Consider the following 18,172-nt stretch of genomic DNA (forward strand, 5'->3'; position numbering starts at 1 on the left):
CGGTCACGCCAATTCACTGGCCAGACGGGCCAGTAGTAGTTCGCCATCTTCCTGCTCGAGCAGATCCTGGGGTGCCGTGATGCTGACGACACGCAAGGAAATGTCGCTGACCTCCGGTGCTGAAAACAACTCGGCGACCCGGCTCAAGCGTTGTTTGACGGTTTCCAGGCCCGTGTCATCGGTATGCGGAAGCATGATCCAGAAATACTCTTCGGTACTGCGAGAGCAGCGGTCCGTGTCCCGGACGGTTTCTTTCAACCGTTCGGCCACGCTATCGATGAAGGCATGACCGTGATGTTCACCCAGGCGGGACAACGTACTGGCCAGGTTGACGAAGCGCAGGCCAAGCACTGAGAAAGCCGGCACCGGGTAGCGGCGCACGACCTGGATCTGCCAGGTCAGCAGGTCATAAAAATCCTTGCCGCCTAACAGATTGAGTCGACCAAAGTGCCTGACCGATTGATCGCTGAATTCCTGACGGCAGCGGAATCGCCCGGCCTCGGCCAGGCGAAAATCCCTGACCTCGCGTACTCGCAACTTGTCAGGCGTGTGCGACAGGCCGCAGTCCAGGCAGCGCGCCTGCACGTCGGCATCGACAAAAAACGCCTGACAGGAGCGACAGCGATAGTTTTCCATTGGACGGTCGTAATCGCTGCCGATATGCCGCAACCGGTTCAAGCAGTTGGGGCACAGCAATACCCCGTCTTTGAGAAAGTTTTCCTGTGGCCCCACGTGCCCACAGGTAAAGCAGTGCAATGAAGGTTGCCGCGAAATGTCCAGGGCCTGGCATTCGGCACACACATCGATGTAATTGAGCCGGCCCGAGCCACACTCGGAACACAGGCGCACGCGATCGACCAGGACCCCTTCTTCCAGCCAGTCTTGCTGCACCATCAAGCTGAGCCAGACAAACGGGTTGATCTGCTCGCTATCAGCCAGGGCGTCCAGCAAGGGGTAGCGATAGTGCTGAGGCACCTCGGGGTCTCGCAGGGCATAAATGTGCGCGTTGTCGCGCAGCCACAACCATGAAAGCACCCGACTTTCAAAACGCTCAGTGGCAGAACCCTGGACGAACAATTTGTAGCGTTCGCGCCATACGCCCCAGAGGGCTCTTATTTCGCTGGAATCGACAGGGCACGCGCCATCACCCAAGGCTTCACACCAGCCGTTCTGATCACGGCAACAGTAAATGAGGCTGTAGCGATAAGGGGGAATCGTACGCAACTTTCGAAGCACCCGCCCTGCGTAAGCGGCGGGCAGATCCAGCAACACGACATCGAATGCGGGGGCAGCCAACAAGCTGGCTATATCGGCAAAGTGTTCAAGTTCTGGACTATTCAAGCTTGGCGCTCTAATACCCAGTATTGCAATCCGTGGAATTGGAGACGGCATAACGCACGGCCTCTGCAGACAGACAAGTACGATTAAGTGGAGTTAGAAACACTAGCACCGCAGCAGAAAAACGTCAGCATTATTATGAAGTTATTTTTCAATTGCTCGACTGCCAACATTTTGTCATCGGCGTTCAGCCAAGCGGCCTATTCAACTGTGCCGCGACACGATTTTAACTGCGATAAAACCAAATTAATATTTTCTTGTTATTCATATACTTACACCAACTAAGTAACTCCTGCTTTACAACCATTTTCACTGCTAGTTAATTGCCATCAATTGATAGCGTTGCGCCACTTCATGGATTAGTAGTCAATTCGCATTTACGATAAACCACCCGCAACACTTGCCTATCATCGTCGTTACCGCATATGCATTAATAAGTTCAAACTCTTTTTATAGCAAAATCGCACACTGTTAATGTCGGCGCTATCAGCCAGTCGTTACATATATGAAACACTGAGTGTTTCAACAATGAACACACGCTAAAAATTGACAACTTTCTTAATCCGCACAAACATCCCGAAGGCAACTGCGCAACCAGCGATGCACAGGATCGGCATCCAGCCGCGGATGCCAGAGCATGGCGACGGTGAACGCCGGCAGAGACAACGGCAGGGCAAAACTGTACAGGCCGGCGCGCAGGCTGGCGGTGTGGCGTTCGGGAACGCTGGCGATCAGGTCAGTGGTCCGGGCGAGCGCCAGCGCGGTGGAGAAGCCTGCAACGATGGTTGCTATGTGCCGCTCCAGTTCCAGCAGCTCAAGAGCCTCATCAATGGGGCCTTTGTCGAGCCCTCGCCGGGAAATACTGATGTGGCTGCCCGCCGCATAACGTGCGGGGGTTATCTGGCCGTCGCTCAGCGGATGCCCACTTCGCACGACGCCGATAAAACGATCCCGAAACAAGCCTTGGGTACGCAACTGCGGGCCAGTGGCCTTGCCCACCACCCCTGTTTCCAGATCGACCGTCCCGTCCCGCAGTGCCGCGCTGTCCTTGTCGGGTTTGTGCATGAAACGCAGCCGCACGCCTGGGGCTTGCTCGGCGATGCGGGCAATCAGGTCCGCGCCAAAATTCTCGACAAAGCCTTCACTGGTGCGCAGCGTGAAGGTGCGGCTCAGCTGTTTTAGGTCGGGTTGCTCGGCAGGCCGAAGGACCGCTTCTGCGTCCTGCACCAGCTGACTGACTCGCTCGCGCAGTTCGAGCGCTCGCGGGGTGGGCACCAGACCCCGTCCGGCCCTGACCAACAGCGGATCGCCGGTGGTTTCACGCAATCGCGCCAGTGCCCGGCTCATGGCCGACGGGCTCAGCCGCAAGCGTTTGGCGGCGCGCGCCACGCTGCCTTCGGCAAGCAGCACATCAAGGGTGATCAGCAAGTTGAAATCGGGAGTGGACATGCGGCGCCCCGTGGCAGAGTGACATGGCGTTGGACGCACGTATGAAGTGCAAACGGTGCGCCTTCCGCCATGTTAGGCCGGGGCGTAGCTTTCTGATAGCTCCGCTTCGGGAGTGGCCAGAAAAGAGGAACCGCATGAAATCAATCAGCGCAATTGCAGAGCGTGCGCAACAGACACCGTCAATTCGGTGGGCGTTGGCCAGTCTTTCACTGTCGATGCTGCTGTCCTCGCTCGGCACCAGCATCGCCAATGTGGGTTTGCCGACCTTGGCCCAGGTGTTCAACGCCTCCTTCCAGCACGTGCAGTGGATTGTCCTAGCCTACCTTCTGGCGATTACCACCCTGATCGTCAGCGTCGGGTGGATCGGTGACATTACAGGCCGTCGGCGGCTGCTCTTAGTGGGCATCGGCGTGTTCACCCTCGCGTCGGCCCTGTGCGGTTTGGCACCCACGCTGTGGTTGCTGATTGGCGCCCGGGCGCTGCAGGGGATTGGTGCAGCAATCATGATGGCGCTCACCATGGCCTTTGTCGGCGAGACGGTGACGAAGGCAAAGACCGGTAGCGCCATGGGCTTGCTCGGGACGATGTCGGCGATTGGCACCGCGATGGGACCGTCGCTCGGTGGCCTGCTGATCGACGGGTTCGGCTGGCAGGCGATCTTCCTCATCACCGTACCGCTGGGCTTGCTGACGCTGGTGCTCGCGCATCGCTACTTGCCCGCCGATCGCCAGCAGCCCAAGACCGATCGCGCCGGTTTCGATCCGCTGGGCACATTGCTGCTGGCATTGACCCTCGCCGCTTATGCTCTGGCAATGACCCTTGGGCGAGGCAGCTTCGGCCCGCTCAACATCGCCTTGCTGTTGGCGGCGGGCGGCGGCGCCTGCCTCTTTGTGTTCACCGAGGCGCGAGTCACCTCACCGTTGATTCGCTTGGCGATGTTCCGTGATGCGGTACTCAGTGGCAGCCTCGCCATGAGCCTGCTCGTCGCGACCGTGATGATGGCAACGCTTGTGGTCGGCCCCTTCTATCTCGCGCATGGGCTGGGGCTCGATGCCGTTCTGGTTGGCCTGGTCTTGTCGGTCGGACCGTTTGTCGCGGCACTGACGGGTGTGCCCGCAGGCCGTATTGCCGACCGCTTTGGCGCCTACCGCATGACCCTCGCCGGGCTCTTCGCCATGGCGATCGGGTGCCTCATGTTGTCTGTACTGCCGGAGTCGTTCGGCATCGGCGGCTACCTCTTGCCGATGGTCGTGATCACGATTGGCTATGCCCTGTTCCAGACCGCCAACAACACGGTGGTCATGGCGGATGTTCAGCCGGACCAGCGCGGCGTCATCTCCGGCATGCTCAACCTGTCGCGCAATCTGGGGCTCATCACGGGAGCGTCCGTCCTGGGTGCGGTGTTTGCGCTCGCATCGGCCGCTGCCGACATGGCAACGGCGCGACCCGAAGCAGTGGCCAACGGTTTGCGGATCACCTTTGCCGTGGCGCTGGTGTTGATCGTTGTCGCACTGGCCACCGCGCTGGGAAGCCGCGCGTTGGCTGTGCGCCGTGACCGCCGGTAAGCCGACGGCTCGTTTACTTTTCCAGCACGACCAGAGGCGTGTCTTTCTTCACGATGTACGTCGCCAGCTCAGACGCTTTGCCCGCGCCGACGTTCTTCGCGACATGCGCCGTGCCTGCGGGGATGTACAAGGAGTCGCCAGCCTTGAGCGTTATTGGAGGCTGACCTTCGAGTTGATATTCAAACGTGCCTTCAATGACGTGGGCCACTTCCACCCCGGGATGCGAATGCTTGGGAGACACCACGCCCGGATCAAAATCAACGAGGACCTGGATCACTTCACGACCGGCGACGTCGAGGTCCTGGCGCAGCAGATCGGTGCGATGAAGACCCGCCTGCCAGCTTTTTGCCGGCGGCGCCTCTTGGGCTTGAGCGAGGCCCGCGAAGGCGGTGAGTGCTGTGGCAACGGCGATGCCAAACATGCTGGCGCCCATACGGTGGTTGAAACGGAACATGGCATTTCTCCAATCTGTGCGCGGGAATGTCGCGCGGAGCCTGCCGCGGATGCGGTGGCTCTATTGGGAGGTTGCCGTGTATCGCGCAAGTGTCGCCAATGCCCTGGTTTTGTATGCGAAGGTAGCTGCGGGTGCGCGGGATACGTTCCGATACAAACCGTTCCGGCGGACATTAAAAAGCCCGCACAAGGCGGGCTTGGTAAATCGAGTAGGTGGCCGGTGCTGGTCTCCGGCTTACAAGGTTTATCAGGCTTCCCACAGAACAGTTTTGTGCTGTCCTGCTTCACACGGCATAAGGGCTGGATCTCAGCGCGGAGATCTTTCTAACCGTGTACCCTTCGGAACGCGCCCCACGTTTCCTCGCCATCCGCTTGCGCATCAGTCTGCGTCTTCACCTACAACTTCAAGATTAGTACAAACTCCAAAGCGCAAGGCGGGCTTTTTAGAACGATTTTGCACAGCGGCAAGCGCAGCAGGATGGAAAAACACTAATGCCCGTACTCCCTCACGGGTTCGGACCGGGCGAATGGCCTGCGCACGGGAAGTCAGCAGGCCAGGCGCGTCGTCGTTTACAGGTCGGTGATTTCCTTATGGCGTGGCACCAGCGCCTTCATCACGCTCCATGCCACCAGATAGGCCAGCGCACAGATGGCAAACATGATCATGTAGCCGGTGTGGATATCGCCGATCAGTTTGTAATGGTCGATCACCCAACCGCCGGTCTTGGTCATCACGACGCCGCCCAAGCCGCCGGCCAAACCGCCAATGCCGACCACCGATGCGATGGATTTTTGCGGGAACATGTCAGACACCGTGGTGAAGATGTTGCACGACCACGCCTGGTGCGCCGACGCGCCCACGCCGATCAACAGCACCGGCACCCAGTAACTGATGTAACCGAATGGCTGCGCCAGCAGTACCAGCAGCGGGAAGAAAGCGATCACCAGCATGGCTTTCATGCGACCGTCATACGGCGCATCGCCGCGTGACATGAAATAGCTCGGGAACCAGCCGCCGCCGATGCTGCCGATCATGGTCATGCTGTACAGCACGGCCAGCGGCAATACGATGGCCTGGCCCTTCATGCCGTATTGCGCCGACAGGTAGGTCGGAAGCCAGAACAGGAAGAACCACCACACGCCGTCGGTCATGAATTTGCCGAAGGCAAAGGCCCAGGTCTGACGGTAGGTCAGCAACTTGAACCACGATACTTTTTTGGCAGCGGCACCCGAGTCGGTGCCGGTGAGCGCTTGCGCGCCCTGATCGCTGCGGATGTAGGCCAGTTCCTGCACCGACAGGCGTTTTTGCTGCTCCGGCTTTTCGTACAGCGCAATCCATACCACCACCCAGACGAAGCCCAACGCACCGATCACGATGAACGCCGCTTCCCAGCCCCAAAGGCCGGCGATCAGCGGCACGCTGATCGGCGCCAGGATCGCGCCCACATTGGCGCCGGAGTTGAAGATGCCGGTAGCGAAGGAACGTTCCTTCTTCGGGAAATATTCGGCGGTGGCCTTGATCGCAATCGGGAAGTTCCCTGCTTCGCCAATCGCCAGTACGGCGCGCGACAGCATGAAACCTGCAATCGAAACCGGAATGACGGCAAGGCCCAAGGCGCTGCTGATGCCGGCAATACCCTCGCCCATCGGCTCTGCAAAGGCGTGCATGATCGCACCGGTCGACCAGATGCAGATCGCAATCACATAGGCCTTCTTGGTGCCGATCTTGTCAACGAAGCGGCCGGCGAACAGCATGGAAATCGCGTACACGAACTGAAAGACAGAGGCGATGTTCGCGTAATCGGTGTTACTCCAGCCAAATTGCGTCGACAGATCCGGCGCCAACAGACTCAGTACCTGGCGGTCCAGGTAATTGACGGTGGTGGCAAAAAACAACAGCGCGCAAATCGTCCAGCGGTACTTGCCGACGGCCTGGCCGACGCGTTGCACATTGATGGGCTCGTTCAGATTCATGGCATCACTTTATTGTTGGATTAGGGTGATGATCTCTCGGTTTCAAGCGAGATCTAGGGTGTCGTGAAGCATCGTCAAAACGCGATGGAGCCACGCCACGGTATTGCGGGATCGAAAATGGGACTCCAAGCTCAGCGGCTGGAGTCGGACATTTGGCAAGAGCTATCGAGCGTTGGGCGGGACAGTCGTATGCGACGGGCCTGACCGTGGGGATGGGCAAGCAGTCGAGGTCGAACCATAGGAAGCGGCATTCAGGGGGATGCGCAGACGGGTTGAATTCATGATGGGGCCGACACTCGTTTTTATTTTTAGTGTTTAACAGTCGATAATCGTCTGTCGTCGTACAACTGCGCCTTTTATATCGAGTTCAATGCCGGGCTGTCAATCTGAAAAAACAGCCGTTCGTCTCGACAAAGTCTGCCCATTAAAAGTGCAACTTTGTACAGATGCCGCTGGCTGTAGGGCCATCAGTTTTTTATTTTTCGGGTGTTGCTCGCTAGGTCTGAGCGTCTTGATATCAAAAAAAGTCGTACGACAACGCCATCCAGCATGATGACAGGCCAAATCCAGACCGTATTGTCTCGCCGACCATTGCTGCACCTGCTACAACAATGAACTGCAATTACCCTTACTAGTGCTTCACTGGCAACTCATTAGACTCCCAGCACGACCAACGCATCGGGAGTTCCAAATGGTAAGCACCGTTACACTTCAGGAAACTGGCGGGCCTCAGGTTTTGCAGCTCGAAAAAACCACGGCGCAAGCACCGGGAGCCGGAGAAGTCTGGCTGGCGCAAGCGGCCATCGGGGTGAACCCTTTGGACGTGAGCCAACGCTCCGGTGCTGCCCGTGTTCCCCTGCCCTCAGGACTTGGCCTTGAAGGCGCCGGACAGGTGACGGCGATAGGTCCAGGCGTCACCGAAGTTGCCGTTGGGGACCGGGTCGCGTACGCCACTGGCCCGATGGGTGCCTATGCAAGCGGTCGCCTCTATCCGGCGAATCGGCTCGTGAAGATTCCCGATGACCTCGGTTTCGACGAAGCAGCGGCCCTGCTCTTCAAGGGCATCACTGCCCACTATTTGCTCAAGACGACCTACCCCGTTGGCCCAGGCACCAGAATGCTGGCGTATGGCGCCGCGGGTGCGTTGGGGCAAATCATGGTGCCCTGGGCCAAACACCTTGGCGCCTTCGTGATAGGTGTGGTCTCGAAACAGGACAGCATCGAGCGGGCCAAGGCCGCCGGTTGTGATGAAGTACTGGTGTTCGACGCAGCGACATTGGCCGCCCAGGTTGCCGAGGTCACCCACGGGCAAAAGGTTGACGTCGTATATGACCCTATCGGGCGGGTGTCTTTCGAAGCCTCCCTCGACAGCCTTCGACCGCGTGGCTTGATGGTGTCTTTCGGCATGGCCTCGGGCATCCCGCCGGCTGTCGAGGTCAGCACCCTCAACGCCAAAGGTTCTCTGTTCCTGACCCGACCGTCTCTCGCCGCGCATACGGCCACCGCGCAGGAGTATCAGGAGCGCGCACAGGAGGTGTTGCAAGCGGTCGCCGCCGGTATCATTCAACCTCGAATCTGGCGTCGCTACCCATTGGCTGACGTAGCACAGGCGCACGCCGATATGGAAAGTGGACTGTCGCAAGGTGCAATTGTCCTTACGCCCTGAGTAGAACCTGGGACGATGCCTGCGGCCCGTGCCCTTGTTTCCTTGAATTTGCGAGGTTTGCCGTTGCATGGATCTGTTCGATAGCCGACAGGCAGATGAACTCGCCACCCTCTTGGCGCTGTCCGAACACGGCTCTTTTGCGGCCGCCGGAAGGATGCTGCAACGGCATCCGTCGGTGCTGTCCAAACGGCTCAGTGCCTTGGAACTTCGTCTCGGAATACGTCTGGTGGAGCGGACGACAAGGCAACTGCGTTTTACCGACGAGGGACAGCGTCTGGTCTCACAGCTTGGTCATGCCGTCAGTTTAATTACCCAAGCGGAGCAAGAGGCGGCCCAAGGCGCGGCACAGGTCAGGGGACGATTGCGACTCGCCCTGCCAGCCGCGATGGGGCGATTATGGCTCAGCGCGATGGTGTCCGAGTTCGCCCTGGCTTACCCCGAGGTGACGCTAGAGGTTGAATACTCGGAGAGATTCGTCGACATCGTCGCGGAGGGTTTCGATGCCGCGATCCGAATCGGTGAGCTGTCAGACAATCGACTGGTGGCCAGGAAGTTGTGCGATCACCGCCGAATCCTCTGTGCGGCACCCGCCTACCTGCAACGCCAAGGCGAACCGACGACACCGGCAGACCTCGCCGAGCACAATTGCCTGGGCTTCACCGGGCTGCATTCGTACCCGGAATGGAAGCTGACACGCGATGGCGATCAGCAGAGCATCAGGGTGCGCAGCGCCATGGTCAGTAACGACAATGAGGCCCTGCTGTCCGCCGCCCGCATGGGGCTGGGCATTCTTGCCGGCGGTGAGTGGCTCATGACGAGGGACATCGATAGCGCTCACCTCGTCAGAGTGCTTCCCGACTGGCAGCTGGATGCAGACGCGGGTGTCTATCTGGTGCGCCCGTCGGCCAAGTACAACACGGCAACGACGACGGCGTTCAAGCACTGGATCGAGGCAGCGTTTGCACGAGGCGCGCCCTGGCAGTTGCCCCAACCGTAGCGCTTGAAACCGAAGCCTGTCAGCGAGGCCGCGTCAGGGTTTCGCACGCCTGCTCGTGTTGAACGCCACGGCGGCGAGAATCAGCGCCTTCAAGGCGTTCTCATCGAGTGTGTCGCCCTCATGCAAATCGATGGCACGTCGGGTGTTGCCTTCCAGGCTGGCGTTGAAGAGGCCGGAAGGGTCTTGCAGCGCGGCGCCCTGGGCAAACGTCAACTTCACGACCTGCTTGTAGGTCTCGCCGGTGCAGATGATTCCGTCGTGCGACCACACTGGGACCCGCCACTTCCATTCCTCGACCGCGTCAGGGTCGGCCTGGCGGATGAGCGTTCGGACCCGGGCGAGCGTCTCGCCCCGCCAATCGTCCAGTTCCTTGATTCTCGCGTCGATCATCTGAGAGGCCGAAGCTCCCCTCTCTTCTTCATTTGCACCGCCCTGCTCTTTCTTCATGGTGGTTGTCGCCTTCTTCACGAGGGTGTCCAAAACCGCGTTTACAGTGTTTTTTGACTGTTGCCGAGGGTCTTGGCCTTTTCGATCCCCCAGTCAAAGGCAGCCTCCATGTCAAGCAGATGCGGTTTGGGATCGTGATCCTCAACAATGGCCGTGCCGTCCGGCCGGTAAACACCGATGAACATCCCCAGTGAGCCGTCCTTCAATATCTCGGCTTTGACTTCGATCCTGCATCCGTTCGACAGCGTTTCCTTGTGGTGCATATGGCGTTCAGTCATGGCTGCATTTCTCCTGTTGAAATCCGAGTTGCGCATTTACCCATTGGCCATGTTAGCTCAGCGCGGCCCACTCAAAGGCCTGCCAGGACAGCGGCGTAATGCCACCTATACTAGAAGCCACCGCCCCCTCGGGGTCTGCACGCCCAACAATAAAAAGCAGAGGTGGAACATGGTCTGGCAGCAAATCTACGATCCGTTCGCAAACCCGATACTTTCAACCCTCATGGCAGCCGTGCCGGTCGTGGTGATGCTGGCAGCCCTGGCGTTTTTCCATGTGAAAGCGCATCTGGCCGCATTGATGGCCCTGGCGTCTGCGCTGGTGATCGCGATCTTCGCCTTCGACATGCCAGCGGACATGGCCGGCTCGGCCGCCCTGTACGGCGCCGCCAACGGCTTACTGCCGATTGGCTGGATTGTGCTCAACATTATCTTCCTGCATCGGCTAACCACCGAGAACGGCTCGTTCAAAGTGCTGCAGGATTCCCTGGCGCGCATCACCGACGATCGACGTTTGCAATTGCTGCTGATTGCCTTCTGCTTCGGTGCATTCTTCGAAGGGGCTGCGGGTTTTGGTACGCCGGTGGCGGTGACCGGGGCGATTCTGATCGGGTTAGGCTTCTCGCCACTGGCCGCCTCTGGCCTGGCGTTGATCGCCAACACCGCGCCCGTGGCGTTCGGTGCGCTGGGTACGCCGATCATCACTCTGGCCAAGGTGACCGGCCTGGATGAAATGGAACTGTCGATGATGGTCGGCCGGCAATTGCCGTTCTTCTCGGTGATCGTGCCGTTCTGGTTGATCTGGGCCTTCGCCGGCTGGCGCAAGATGCTGGAAATCTGGCCGGCGATTCTGGTGGCCGGGGTCAGTTTCGCCGTGCCGCAGTTCCTGGTGTCCAACTACCACGGGCCGATGCTGGTGGACGTGATCGCCGCACTGATTTCCATGGCCTGCCTGACCGGTTTCCTCAAGGTATGGAAGCCGGCCACCGTGCACACCTCCGCCGCACTGTCAGGGCGCGTCGACAACTCAAAAATTGCCGAAGAGCATGACGAAAAACCCGTCGCCAGCGCGACCTTTGCCAACGATGCCAAGCCTGCGGTGATGCGCGCGTGGATGCCGTGGATCATCCTCACCGTGTTCGTGTTCGCCTGGGGCACCCAGGGTTTCAAAAACATGTTCGATACCCGCCCGGCGATTGATCCGGTCACCCACTCGGCCAAGCTCGACCCTCAAGGCAAACCGATGCGTGAAGCCAACCCGATCTTCGCTCCGGTCGTGACGTTCACCACGATTCACCAGCAGATCGAGAAGGTCCCGCCTGTAGTGCCCGCGCCTAAAACCGAGGAAGCGGTCTACAAGTTCACCTGGTTCACCAGCACCGGTAGCGGCATCCTGCTGTCGGCGATCCTCGGCGGGCTGCTGATGGGCTATTCCATCCCGCAACTGATTCACCAGTACCTGCGAACGATCTGGGTCGTGCGCTACTCGCTGATCACCATTGTCGCGATGCTCGCCCTGGGTTTCCTCACCCGCTATTCAGGACTGGACGCCACCATGGGCCTGGCCTTCGCCGCGACGGGCATCTTCTACCCCATGTTTGGCACTCTGCTCGGTTGGCTTGGCGTGGCGCTGACCGGCTCGGATACCGCATCCAACGTGCTGTTCGGCGGTTTGCAACGGGTGACTGCCGAGCAATTGGGCATCAGCCCGGTGTTGATGGCTGCCGCCAACAGCTCCGGCGGGGTCATGGGCAAGATGGTCGACGCCCAGTCGATCGTGGTCGCCTCCACCGCCACCCGCTGGTACGGGCATGAAGGGGAAATCCTGCGTTATGTGTTTTTCCACTCGATCATCCTGGCCATTCTGGTCGGTGGTTTGGTGACGTTGCAGGCGTATGTGGCGCCGTTCAGTCATATGGTGGTGGGTGGGCATTGATGGATGCAGTTCGGCGTGTACACCCCGGTGATCGAATGATCATCGGGGTACGCGGTGTCGACCAGCTTCTAGAACTTGAGTAAAAGTCCTCAAAGCCGAAACCGATCCACCGACTGCGAGAGCTGGCCCGCCAGGCTAGACAACTCATCGGTGGTAGAGGCGGTCCGGCCGATGACCTTGCTATTGCCTTCGGACATGCCGGCAATCATTTCGACCTGATGGGCGATTTCATTGCTGGCCAGGCTCTGCTCACCAATGGTGCGGGTGATGTCGTTGACCAGTTGCGTAGTGTTCAGCGTGGCGTCGAGGATTTCGCGGATGGCGCGCTCGACGTCGGCGGTCACCGCCATGCCTTTGTCGACCTGCGCCACGCCCGCCTCCATGCTGGTCACCGCCTCGCGGGTGCTTTGCTGAATGCGTGAAACCATCGTGGCAATTTCCTGGGTGGAGGCGCTGGTGCGTCCCGCCAGGCTGCGCACTTCGTCGGCCACCACGGCAAATCCACGGCCCTGCTCACCGGCACGAGCGGCTTCGATCGCGGCGTTGAGCGCCAGCAGGTTGGTTTGATCGGCGATGCCCTTGATCACCTGGATGATGCTGAAAATCCCTTCGGACTCCTTGTCCAGTGTGCGGATCACCTGGGCCGACTGCTGCGCCGAACGCGCAATACCGTCCATGTCGTTGACCACCTGATGGATCACACGACCGCCATCCTTGGCCAATGCCTCGGCCTGATTGGCCATGTTCAACGCACGTTCGGCATGCCGGGTGATTTCCTCGATGCTCGCGGTCATTTCGCTGGCAGCCGCTGCCATGGTGCTGGCGGCAACGCTTTGCTGCTGGCTGCTACCGGCCACTTCGTGACAGCCGCTGCTCAATTGTTCACTCATGCCGCTCACGCCGTGGGCGTTGCTGCGCACGGCTTCGATCATGCCGCGCAGGTCGCGCTGCATGGTCGCGAGGCTGCGGATCAGGGCGCTCGCTTCGTCGTTGTGAGTGGGCTCGACAATCGCTTCGCTCAGGTTGCCATGGGCGATGCTGTCGGCGATGCGGCTGGCGGTCTGCAACGGCCCCATGATGCTCAAAATCACCCAGCGGCCTTGGGCCAACAGCAATAGCAGGCTGGCGATCAGGACGCCGCCGAGGGTGAAGTTGGCGTTACTGATGACTGTCTGAGTGCCGACGCTGGTCTGGTGGGTGTTGGTTTCGATCAGCTCACTGAGCGCGGCCATCTGAACTTCCAGCTGGCTGAATACGCTACTGAAACTACCCAGTTGTTGCTGCGCGGCCTCCGGATTTTCCAGCGCCTGCGCGACGATGCGTTCGGCTGCGCTGATGTAGGTATCGAGGCTGGGCTTGATCTTATTCAGGCCCGCTTTAAGAACGTCGTTGACCGGCAGCTTGAGGTTTTCACCGAGCATTTCACGAAAGTGCGCCGCATGCTCCTCGGTGGAACTGCGCACCTCGGCTTTGCTGCTGGTGCTTTTACCCAGCCCGACCAGCATCGCCGACAGCACGTCGGCGCGTAACGCGTCGTGCATCATGTCGGCTTCGAGGTGATTGCGCAGCAAGGCCATACTGACCTCGTTGTCATTCACCGCCTCAGCCATCCGGGTATTTCCCAGGTAACTGACCAGGCTCATGAGCAACGCGGTAATCAGCCCGGTGCCAATCAGCAGAATCAAACGTAATTTTATGGACACTCTGGGGTTCCTCTCGCGGATTGGGTCGCTCAAGAGGTTATCGACCGGCAAGAGTGGTTAATGAAGCGAATGTCCATACGCGCATGTCTTTACGACATGCGGTATGTTTTTTCGGTTTTGAGGGCGCCTGAATCAGGCAGCGGAGAAGAAGTAGCGCGTCAGGTGAAAGAAGATCGGCGCCGCGAAGCAAATCGAGTCCATGCGATCGAGCATGCCGCCGTGACCTTTGATCATGGTGCCCCAGTCCTTGGCGCTCAGACTGCGTTTGATCGCCGACATGACCAGACCACCGAGGAAGCCCATCACCACGATGACGAACGACATCAGCAGTGACTGCCAGAAGCTGAAGGGAGTCATCCAGAACATGCAGCCGCCAATCAGCGTTGCAGACAGCCCGCCACCGACCAGACCTTCGACTGTTTTTGACGGACTCACCAGCGGCGCAACTTTGTGCTTGCCCAAGAGCTTGCCGAACACGTACTGCAACACGTCACTCAACTGAACGACGAACACCAGATAGAACAGCAGCAGCGCGTTTTGGCCGGCGAACCCTTCCAGGTCCAGCAGCAAAAGTGCGGGCGCATGGCTGATGCAATAAATGCAGATCATCACGCCCCACTGGATCTTCGCCGTCCTTTCCAGGAAGCCGTCAGTGTCCTGGCTCAGCACCGCAATCGCCGGTAGCAGGAGGAATGAATACACCGGAATCAGCAGCGTAAACATCGAATACCAGTGCGTGCCGATGAGGATGTATTGCAGCGGGATCAGGATGAAAAACGCCGAAAACAGAGCGTTATGATCACCTCGCCTGGTCGGTGTCAGGGTGATGAATTCCCTGAGCGCGAACAGTGAGATGAAACCGAACAGAACGACTGTTGCATTACCGCCCAGCAGGTAGGACACAAAGAAGATGATGACCATCCCCCACCAGGCATTCACGCGCTGATTGAGGTTTTCGACGGTCGAGACAGCGCCTTCCGTTTTGGCCCGCAGGGCCAACAATCGACCGGCCAGCGAAGCAATTGCCAGCAAGCAGGCCAATCCGAAAAAGAACCACAAAAACTTTGCATCAAGAGTCATTTCGACAGCTCCACGATGGCGTTACGCGCGCGTTCCAGAAACACCTGTTTATCCTCGCCAGCAATCCTTTCCATCGGATTGCCGATACGGATCGTGCAGATGATCGGCAGAGGGACGTGTTTGCCTTTGGGCATGGAGCGATGAAGGTTTTCCAGGTAGATCGGCACCAGGTCGACATCGGGAAAGGTCTCGGCCAGCCGGTACAGACCTGATTTGAATTCCCCGGGCAGTGCCTCGGATGAGCGCGTGCCTTCGGGAAAGAAGATGATCGAATGCCCCGCCTGCACCACATCGAAAATGGGCTCCAGTGCGTTTTTACCGGGCGCCGGTTTACGGTCAATCAGCACCGCATTCAGGCCTTTCTGCGAGATGTACGACAGAAACCGGTTCTTTCCCCAGTAATCGGCAGCGGCAATCGGCTTCACATTCAACCGGGCCTCGGGCGGCAGGGCCGCAATGATGGCCAAGGTGTCCATGTGACTGGTGTGATTGGCGAAATAGATTCGCTGACGGGTGAGATCCGGCGGGCTCTCCCATCTGGCCGTGACGCCAATCAACAGTCGAAGAACAGAAATCAGCGCATTACTGATCCACATGGTCGGCCCCTTTCAGCTGCCTGGCGATTGCCAGCGTTCGCGTGACGCAGGTGGCGACGGAGCCGATGGCGATGCCAGCCAGTGCGATCAACAGTACGTAGTGAGTGCCATAAACGCTGGCTTCGACGGCATTCAGCAGCAGTCCTGCGGTCATCACGGCCATTCGATGCTGCTTGGCCATAGGGCCGATGAAGGTCTGCTTGAGGCCGATCGAGCCGCCGAACACCCTGACATATGCGGTCAGTGCTGCCGCAAGGGCAGCAAACCATCCGAGGTCGGATTGGCCAATGGCATACCCGAGCCCGACGATCAGCAAGCTGTCGGCGATCCGGTCCGGGAATTCGTTGTAGAGGCTGCCGATATCCGACTTCTTGCCGCCCTCTATCGCCACCATCCCATCGAAGAGGTTGCACAGCAGGCGCAACTGAATGCCGATCGCGCAGCAAATCGATCCAACGACACCGCTGTCAATATTGAGGGCCACGACGCCGACAAACGCGAAGGCGATGCTGGCGACGGATATCTGATTGGGGGAAATGTCTCTTTTCACCAGCATGTCGGTGAGGTGTCTTGCCCAGCCCGCAGAGCGCGTCTTGATGGGCCTTCTGTTGTCATCCACTGGCCAATATCCCTATAAGTGATGTGTTACTGCGTATTGCATTGTAATGGCGAGTTGCGCTGACCACATCCAGCAATATGAAGACTTTGCCAACAAACCCTGCTTCACCCCATCAAAAATTTTCTGTTCATTTTCGGGATGTCGTTCCGACTTTCAAACCTCGAGACAAGCCCTCAACACCTGTTCGTTTTTTTCCATGCCTCGTGCTAAGTTGTACGACGACCGACAAGCAACCACCCAAAACAACAAGGAAACCCCCATGAAAAAAGTGAAAGTGCTGATTGGATTCTTGTGCCTCTTCAGTGGCTATGTAGCAGCCGCCCCTGCTTCCGCGGACAAGGATGTTGCGCAAGCCGTCGATCATCTGACACAAGCCATGCTGCACAAGAACATTGCCGAACTGAAAGCACTGACCGCCGAGAACCTGACCTACGGGCATTCCAGCGGGAAGATTCAGGACAAGAAGGAATTCATCGCCGATATCGAAACCGGGAAAAGCGCGTTCAAAACCCTGGAGATGCAGAACCAGACCATCACCGTATCGGGTGACGTAGCGTTGGTTCGTCATCACTTCTCGGCACAAGCGCTCAAAGGCACCGAAGTGGTTCCAACCGAAATCGAGAACTTCCAGATCTGGCAAAAACAGAAAGGCCACTGGTTGCTGGTAGGCCGACAAGCGTTCAAGTTCTGATTTTTGCGTAACGAAGGGATACCGGTCAGCCCGACTGCGGTGTCCCGACTCTCTCCTTGCTCCGTTCCAGGGCCAGCCCGCTGCCGATCAACTGCTCAGCTTGCCGGTCACTGGGGCGCGGTGAAACGCTACAGCAAAGGCCAGCGAGCCTGATAATTCCGGGCCTTCTGATCGAACAGATCGGGCTGATGATTCACCGGATTGATCCCTTCTTCGACATCTCCGCTTTTCTAGCCAGCAGTCTTAAAAAATAAAATACATCAATGATCTCAGCTCACTCGGTTGCGCCCGCTGCGCTTGGCTTGATAGAGGGCATCATCGGCACGAGTCAGAAGGCTTTCCACATCGTCACCAGATTTGGCGACGGCGACACCCAAAGACGCAGTTACAGTGTCCAGCACCTCATCCGTGCCACGAACCTTGATCCGCAGCGCCTGAATTTTCAGGCGCAGCTGCTCAGCAAAAGCATGAGCACTGGTGAGATCAAAACACTCTTGCAGGACTACACAGAACTCTTCACCCCCATAGCGTGCCGCCAAGGCCTGAGGCGGGATTGAGTTCCGTAACACCTGACCAACATGCTCAAGTACGCGGTCGCCCAAAGGATGGCCATAGCGGTCATTGAACTGCTTGAAATGATCGATATCCAACATGACCAATGCCACCCCATGAGGAGCGTTGATCAATGCATGCTCCAGCAAGCGAGTGAAGGTAGCTCGGTTCAACACCTTAGTCAGACCATCCAAAGATGCAGCCAGTTGGGCTCGCTCGAGCTTGTCTCTCAGACTCTTGATTTCATTTTGCGCTGAGTGCAACTGGGACAGGAAAAGCTCTTGCTGATCCTGCATGACCTGGGTGCTCTGTTGCAGCTCGCTCAGAATGGCAGGCAACCTCTGGTCAACCGGCTCCGCGAGCATTTCCATGCAATGGCCAAGACTGGCTTGAAAGTTGGAACTGCCATTCACACTACGCGAGACATTACGCTCCATGTCGTCAACCAGATCGATCGCTTGTTGTTGCCCTGCGCGCGCCTCCTCCAATTCGTCACGAATGATGTAGTCGCGAAAAAGCTTCGTAGCGGATTCTGGAGGGAAACAGTCGAAGTCTTTGACCACCCTGTCCAGATGGCGATTAAGCTCTGGCTCCTGACCTTTGCTGTAGGTGTACCAGAGAGCATAGTGCACGGGGTTTGGTGGAATGTTGTGACGCACCATCAGTGGTACGGCCTGCTTCAGCAGGGCCGCCGCCTCTCGGGAGTCCTCTGGATACAGCGTTAGGGCAGTCGCACGCGTCTCTAGTTGGCTCATAACGTCACTGTGGTTGGTTTTTATTGGCATACATGAAGTCGGGGGCAGCATATCCTTACGTACACCAACCAGCCAT

The 18,172-nt window shown here is 58.4% G+C and carries 16 protein-coding genes and 1 pseudogene; 5 read left to right on the top strand and 12 right to left on the bottom strand.

The genetic code is table 11. The annotated features are described in order from the left end of the window. Positions 1-3: 3 nt before the first annotated feature. Together ACQ4OB_RS08425 and ACQ4OB_RS08430 are read right to left on the bottom strand one after the other, a co-directional pair. Positions 4-1,392 carry a diguanylate cyclase domain-containing protein gene (locus ACQ4OB_RS08425; RefSeq protein WP_074875819.1) on the bottom strand — a complete coding sequence of 463 codons (1,389 nt, stop codon included), beginning with the start codon at positions 1,390-1,392 and terminating at the stop codon, positions 4-6. A gap of 504 nt (positions 1,393-1,896) precedes the next feature. Further along, positions 1,897-2,787: a LysR family transcriptional regulator gene (locus ACQ4OB_RS08430; protein WP_102616190.1), complete on the bottom strand. Its 891-nt coding sequence runs from the start codon at positions 2,785-2,787 to the stop codon at positions 1,897-1,899. Positions 2,788-2,921: 134 nt separating this feature from the next. On the opposite strand from ACQ4OB_RS08430, the gene ACQ4OB_RS08435 reads away from it, so the two are divergent. Beyond that, positions 2,922-4,352 carry an MFS transporter gene (locus tag ACQ4OB_RS08435; RefSeq protein WP_430955484.1) on the top strand — a complete coding sequence of 477 codons (1,431 nt, stop codon included), beginning with the start codon at positions 2,922-2,924 and terminating at the stop codon, positions 4,350-4,352. Positions 4,353-4,365: 13 nt separating this feature from the next. On the opposite strand, the gene ACQ4OB_RS08440 is transcribed toward ACQ4OB_RS08435, so the two are convergent. Together ACQ4OB_RS08440 and ACQ4OB_RS08445 are read right to left on the bottom strand one after the other, a co-directional pair. After that, positions 4,366-4,806, bottom strand: a complete 441-nt coding sequence (locus ACQ4OB_RS08440) for a cupin domain-containing protein (RefSeq protein WP_074875813.1) — start codon at positions 4,804-4,806, stop codon at positions 4,366-4,368. A 569-nt stretch (positions 4,807-5,375) separates the two neighbouring features. Beyond that, the gene (locus tag ACQ4OB_RS08445; protein WP_074875811.1) at positions 5,376-6,779 is read right to left on the bottom strand and encodes an MFS transporter; all 1,404 of its coding nucleotides are present in this window, start codon (positions 6,777-6,779) and stop codon (positions 5,376-5,378) included. Between the two features lie 691 nt (positions 6,780-7,470). On the opposite strand from ACQ4OB_RS08445, the gene ACQ4OB_RS08450 reads away from it, so the two are divergent. Together ACQ4OB_RS08450 and ACQ4OB_RS08455 are read left to right on the top strand one after the other, a co-directional pair. After that, the gene (locus ACQ4OB_RS08450; RefSeq protein ID WP_430955485.1) at positions 7,471-8,445 is read left to right on the top strand and encodes a quinone oxidoreductase family protein; all 975 of its coding nucleotides are present in this window, start codon (positions 7,471-7,473) and stop codon (positions 8,443-8,445) included. Positions 8,446-8,512: 67 nt separating this feature from the next. After that, positions 8,513-9,442 (top strand): LysR family transcriptional regulator, encoded by a 930-nt coding sequence (locus tag ACQ4OB_RS08455; RefSeq protein ID WP_074875807.1) that lies wholly within the window; start codon positions 8,513-8,515, stop codon positions 9,440-9,442. A 33-nt stretch (positions 9,443-9,475) separates the two neighbouring features. On the opposite strand, the gene ACQ4OB_RS08460 is transcribed toward ACQ4OB_RS08455, so the two are convergent. Next, positions 9,476-9,889 carry a DUF1801 domain-containing protein gene (locus tag ACQ4OB_RS08460; RefSeq protein ID WP_430955486.1) on the bottom strand — a complete coding sequence of 138 codons (414 nt, stop codon included), beginning with the start codon at positions 9,887-9,889 and terminating at the stop codon, positions 9,476-9,478. 41 nt (positions 9,890-9,930) lie between these two features. After that, positions 9,931-10,167, bottom strand: coding sequence for a hypothetical protein (locus ACQ4OB_RS08465; RefSeq protein ID WP_074875803.1), 237 nt, complete (start codon positions 10,165-10,167; stop codon positions 9,931-9,933). Between the two features lie 169 nt (positions 10,168-10,336). Here ACQ4OB_RS08465 and ACQ4OB_RS08470 point away from each other — a divergent pair, with 169 nt between their 5' ends. After that, on the top strand, positions 10,337-12,100 hold the full coding sequence (locus tag ACQ4OB_RS08470; protein ID WP_430955487.1) for an L-lactate permease: 1,764 nt from the start codon (positions 10,337-10,339) through the stop codon (positions 12,098-12,100). Between the two features lie 89 nt (positions 12,101-12,189). On the opposite strand, the gene ACQ4OB_RS08475 is transcribed toward ACQ4OB_RS08470, so the two are convergent. The 5 genes and pseudogenes from ACQ4OB_RS08475 to ACQ4OB_RS08495 all read right to left on the bottom strand — a co-directional run bounded on the left by ACQ4OB_RS08475 (position 12,190) and on the right by ACQ4OB_RS08495 (position 16,098). Beyond that, positions 12,190-13,053 (bottom strand): methyl-accepting chemotaxis protein, encoded by an 864-nt coding sequence (locus tag ACQ4OB_RS08475; RefSeq protein WP_430955516.1) that lies wholly within the window; start codon positions 13,051-13,053, stop codon positions 12,190-12,192. Then, positions 13,048-13,803: pseudogene (locus ACQ4OB_RS08480) on the bottom strand (MCP four helix bundle domain-containing protein); the annotation flags it as partial. The pseudogene ACQ4OB_RS08480 and the gene ACQ4OB_RS08475, both read right to left, overlap by 6 nt. 132 nt (positions 13,804-13,935) lie before the next feature. Further along, the gene (locus tag ACQ4OB_RS08485) at positions 13,936-14,883 is read right to left on the bottom strand and encodes a phosphatidate cytidylyltransferase (RefSeq protein ID WP_102616185.1); all 948 of its coding nucleotides are present in this window, start codon (positions 14,881-14,883) and stop codon (positions 13,936-13,938) included. Beyond that, complete coding sequence (locus ACQ4OB_RS08490) at positions 14,880-15,479, bottom strand: lysophospholipid acyltransferase family protein (RefSeq protein ID WP_074875795.1); 600 nt, start codon at positions 15,477-15,479, stop codon at positions 14,880-14,882. Before ACQ4OB_RS08490 ends, ACQ4OB_RS08485 begins: the two co-directional genes overlap by 4 nt. Then, entirely contained in the window at positions 15,466-16,098 is a 633-nt protein-coding gene (locus ACQ4OB_RS08495; RefSeq protein WP_430955488.1) for a CDP-alcohol phosphatidyltransferase family protein, read from the bottom strand. Before ACQ4OB_RS08495 ends, ACQ4OB_RS08490 begins: the two co-directional genes overlap by 14 nt. 259 nt (positions 16,099-16,357) lie before the next feature. Between ACQ4OB_RS08495 and ACQ4OB_RS08500 the strand changes: the two genes are divergently transcribed. Next, entirely contained in the window at positions 16,358-16,789 is a 432-nt protein-coding gene (locus tag ACQ4OB_RS08500) for a nuclear transport factor 2 family protein (protein ID WP_076031459.1), read from the top strand. Positions 16,790-17,058: 269 nt separating this feature from the next. Here the strand turns inward: ACQ4OB_RS08500 and ACQ4OB_RS08505 are convergent, their stop codons facing one another. Then, positions 17,059-18,096: a GGDEF domain-containing protein gene (locus tag ACQ4OB_RS08505; protein WP_173860492.1), complete on the bottom strand. Its 1,038-nt coding sequence runs from the start codon at positions 18,094-18,096 to the stop codon at positions 17,059-17,061. Between the last annotated feature and the right edge of the window lie 76 nt (positions 18,097-18,172).

The sequence above is a fragment of the Pseudomonas sp. ES4 genome (assembly GCF_050586665.1).
GTDB lineage: Bacteria > Pseudomonadota > Gammaproteobacteria > Pseudomonadales > Pseudomonadaceae > Aquipseudomonas > Aquipseudomonas frederiksbergensis.

Excerpts from the sequence above, each read along its gene's own strand:
- ACQ4OB_RS08490 (WP_074875795.1), bottom strand. The coding sequence starts at position 15,479 with ATGTGGATCAGTAATGCGCTGATTTCTGTTCTTCGACTGTTGATTGGC.
- ACQ4OB_RS08465 (WP_074875803.1), bottom strand. The coding sequence starts at position 10,167 with ATGACTGAACGCCATATGCACCACAAGGAAACGCTGTCGAACGGATGC.
- ACQ4OB_RS08500 (WP_076031459.1), top strand. The coding sequence starts at position 16,358 with ATGAAAAAAGTGAAAGTGCTGATTGGATTCTTGTGCCTCTTCAGTGGC.
- ACQ4OB_RS08505 (WP_173860492.1), bottom strand. The coding sequence starts at position 18,096 with ATGAGCCAACTAGAGACGCGTGCGACTGCCCTAACGCTGTATCCAGAG.
- ACQ4OB_RS08470 (WP_430955487.1), top strand. The coding sequence starts at position 10,337 with ATGGTCTGGCAGCAAATCTACGATCCGTTCGCAAACCCGATACTTTCA.
- ACQ4OB_RS08455 (WP_074875807.1), top strand. The coding sequence starts at position 8,513 with ATGGATCTGTTCGATAGCCGACAGGCAGATGAACTCGCCACCCTCTTG.
- ACQ4OB_RS08425 (WP_074875819.1), bottom strand. The coding sequence starts at position 1,392 with ATGCCGTCTCCAATTCCACGGATTGCAATACTGGGTATTAGAGCGCCA.
- ACQ4OB_RS08435 (WP_430955484.1), top strand. The coding sequence starts at position 2,922 with ATGAAATCAATCAGCGCAATTGCAGAGCGTGCGCAACAGACACCGTCA.
- ACQ4OB_RS08475 (WP_430955516.1), bottom strand. The coding sequence starts at position 13,053 with ATGCAGCGCGACCTGCGCGGCATGATCGAAGCCGTGCGCAGCAACGCC.
- ACQ4OB_RS08430 (WP_102616190.1), bottom strand. The coding sequence starts at position 2,787 with ATGTCCACTCCCGATTTCAACTTGCTGATCACCCTTGATGTGCTGCTT.
- ACQ4OB_RS08440 (WP_074875813.1), bottom strand. The coding sequence starts at position 4,806 with ATGTTCCGTTTCAACCACCGTATGGGCGCCAGCATGTTTGGCATCGCC.
- ACQ4OB_RS08460 (WP_430955486.1), bottom strand. The coding sequence starts at position 9,889 with ATGAAGAAAGAGCAGGGCGGTGCAAATGAAGAAGAGAGGGGAGCTTCG.
- ACQ4OB_RS08445 (WP_074875811.1), bottom strand. The coding sequence starts at position 6,779 with ATGAATCTGAACGAGCCCATCAATGTGCAACGCGTCGGCCAGGCCGTC.
- ACQ4OB_RS08450 (WP_430955485.1), top strand. The coding sequence starts at position 7,471 with ATGGTAAGCACCGTTACACTTCAGGAAACTGGCGGGCCTCAGGTTTTG.
- ACQ4OB_RS08485 (WP_102616185.1), bottom strand. The coding sequence starts at position 14,883 with ATGACTCTTGATGCAAAGTTTTTGTGGTTCTTTTTCGGATTGGCCTGC.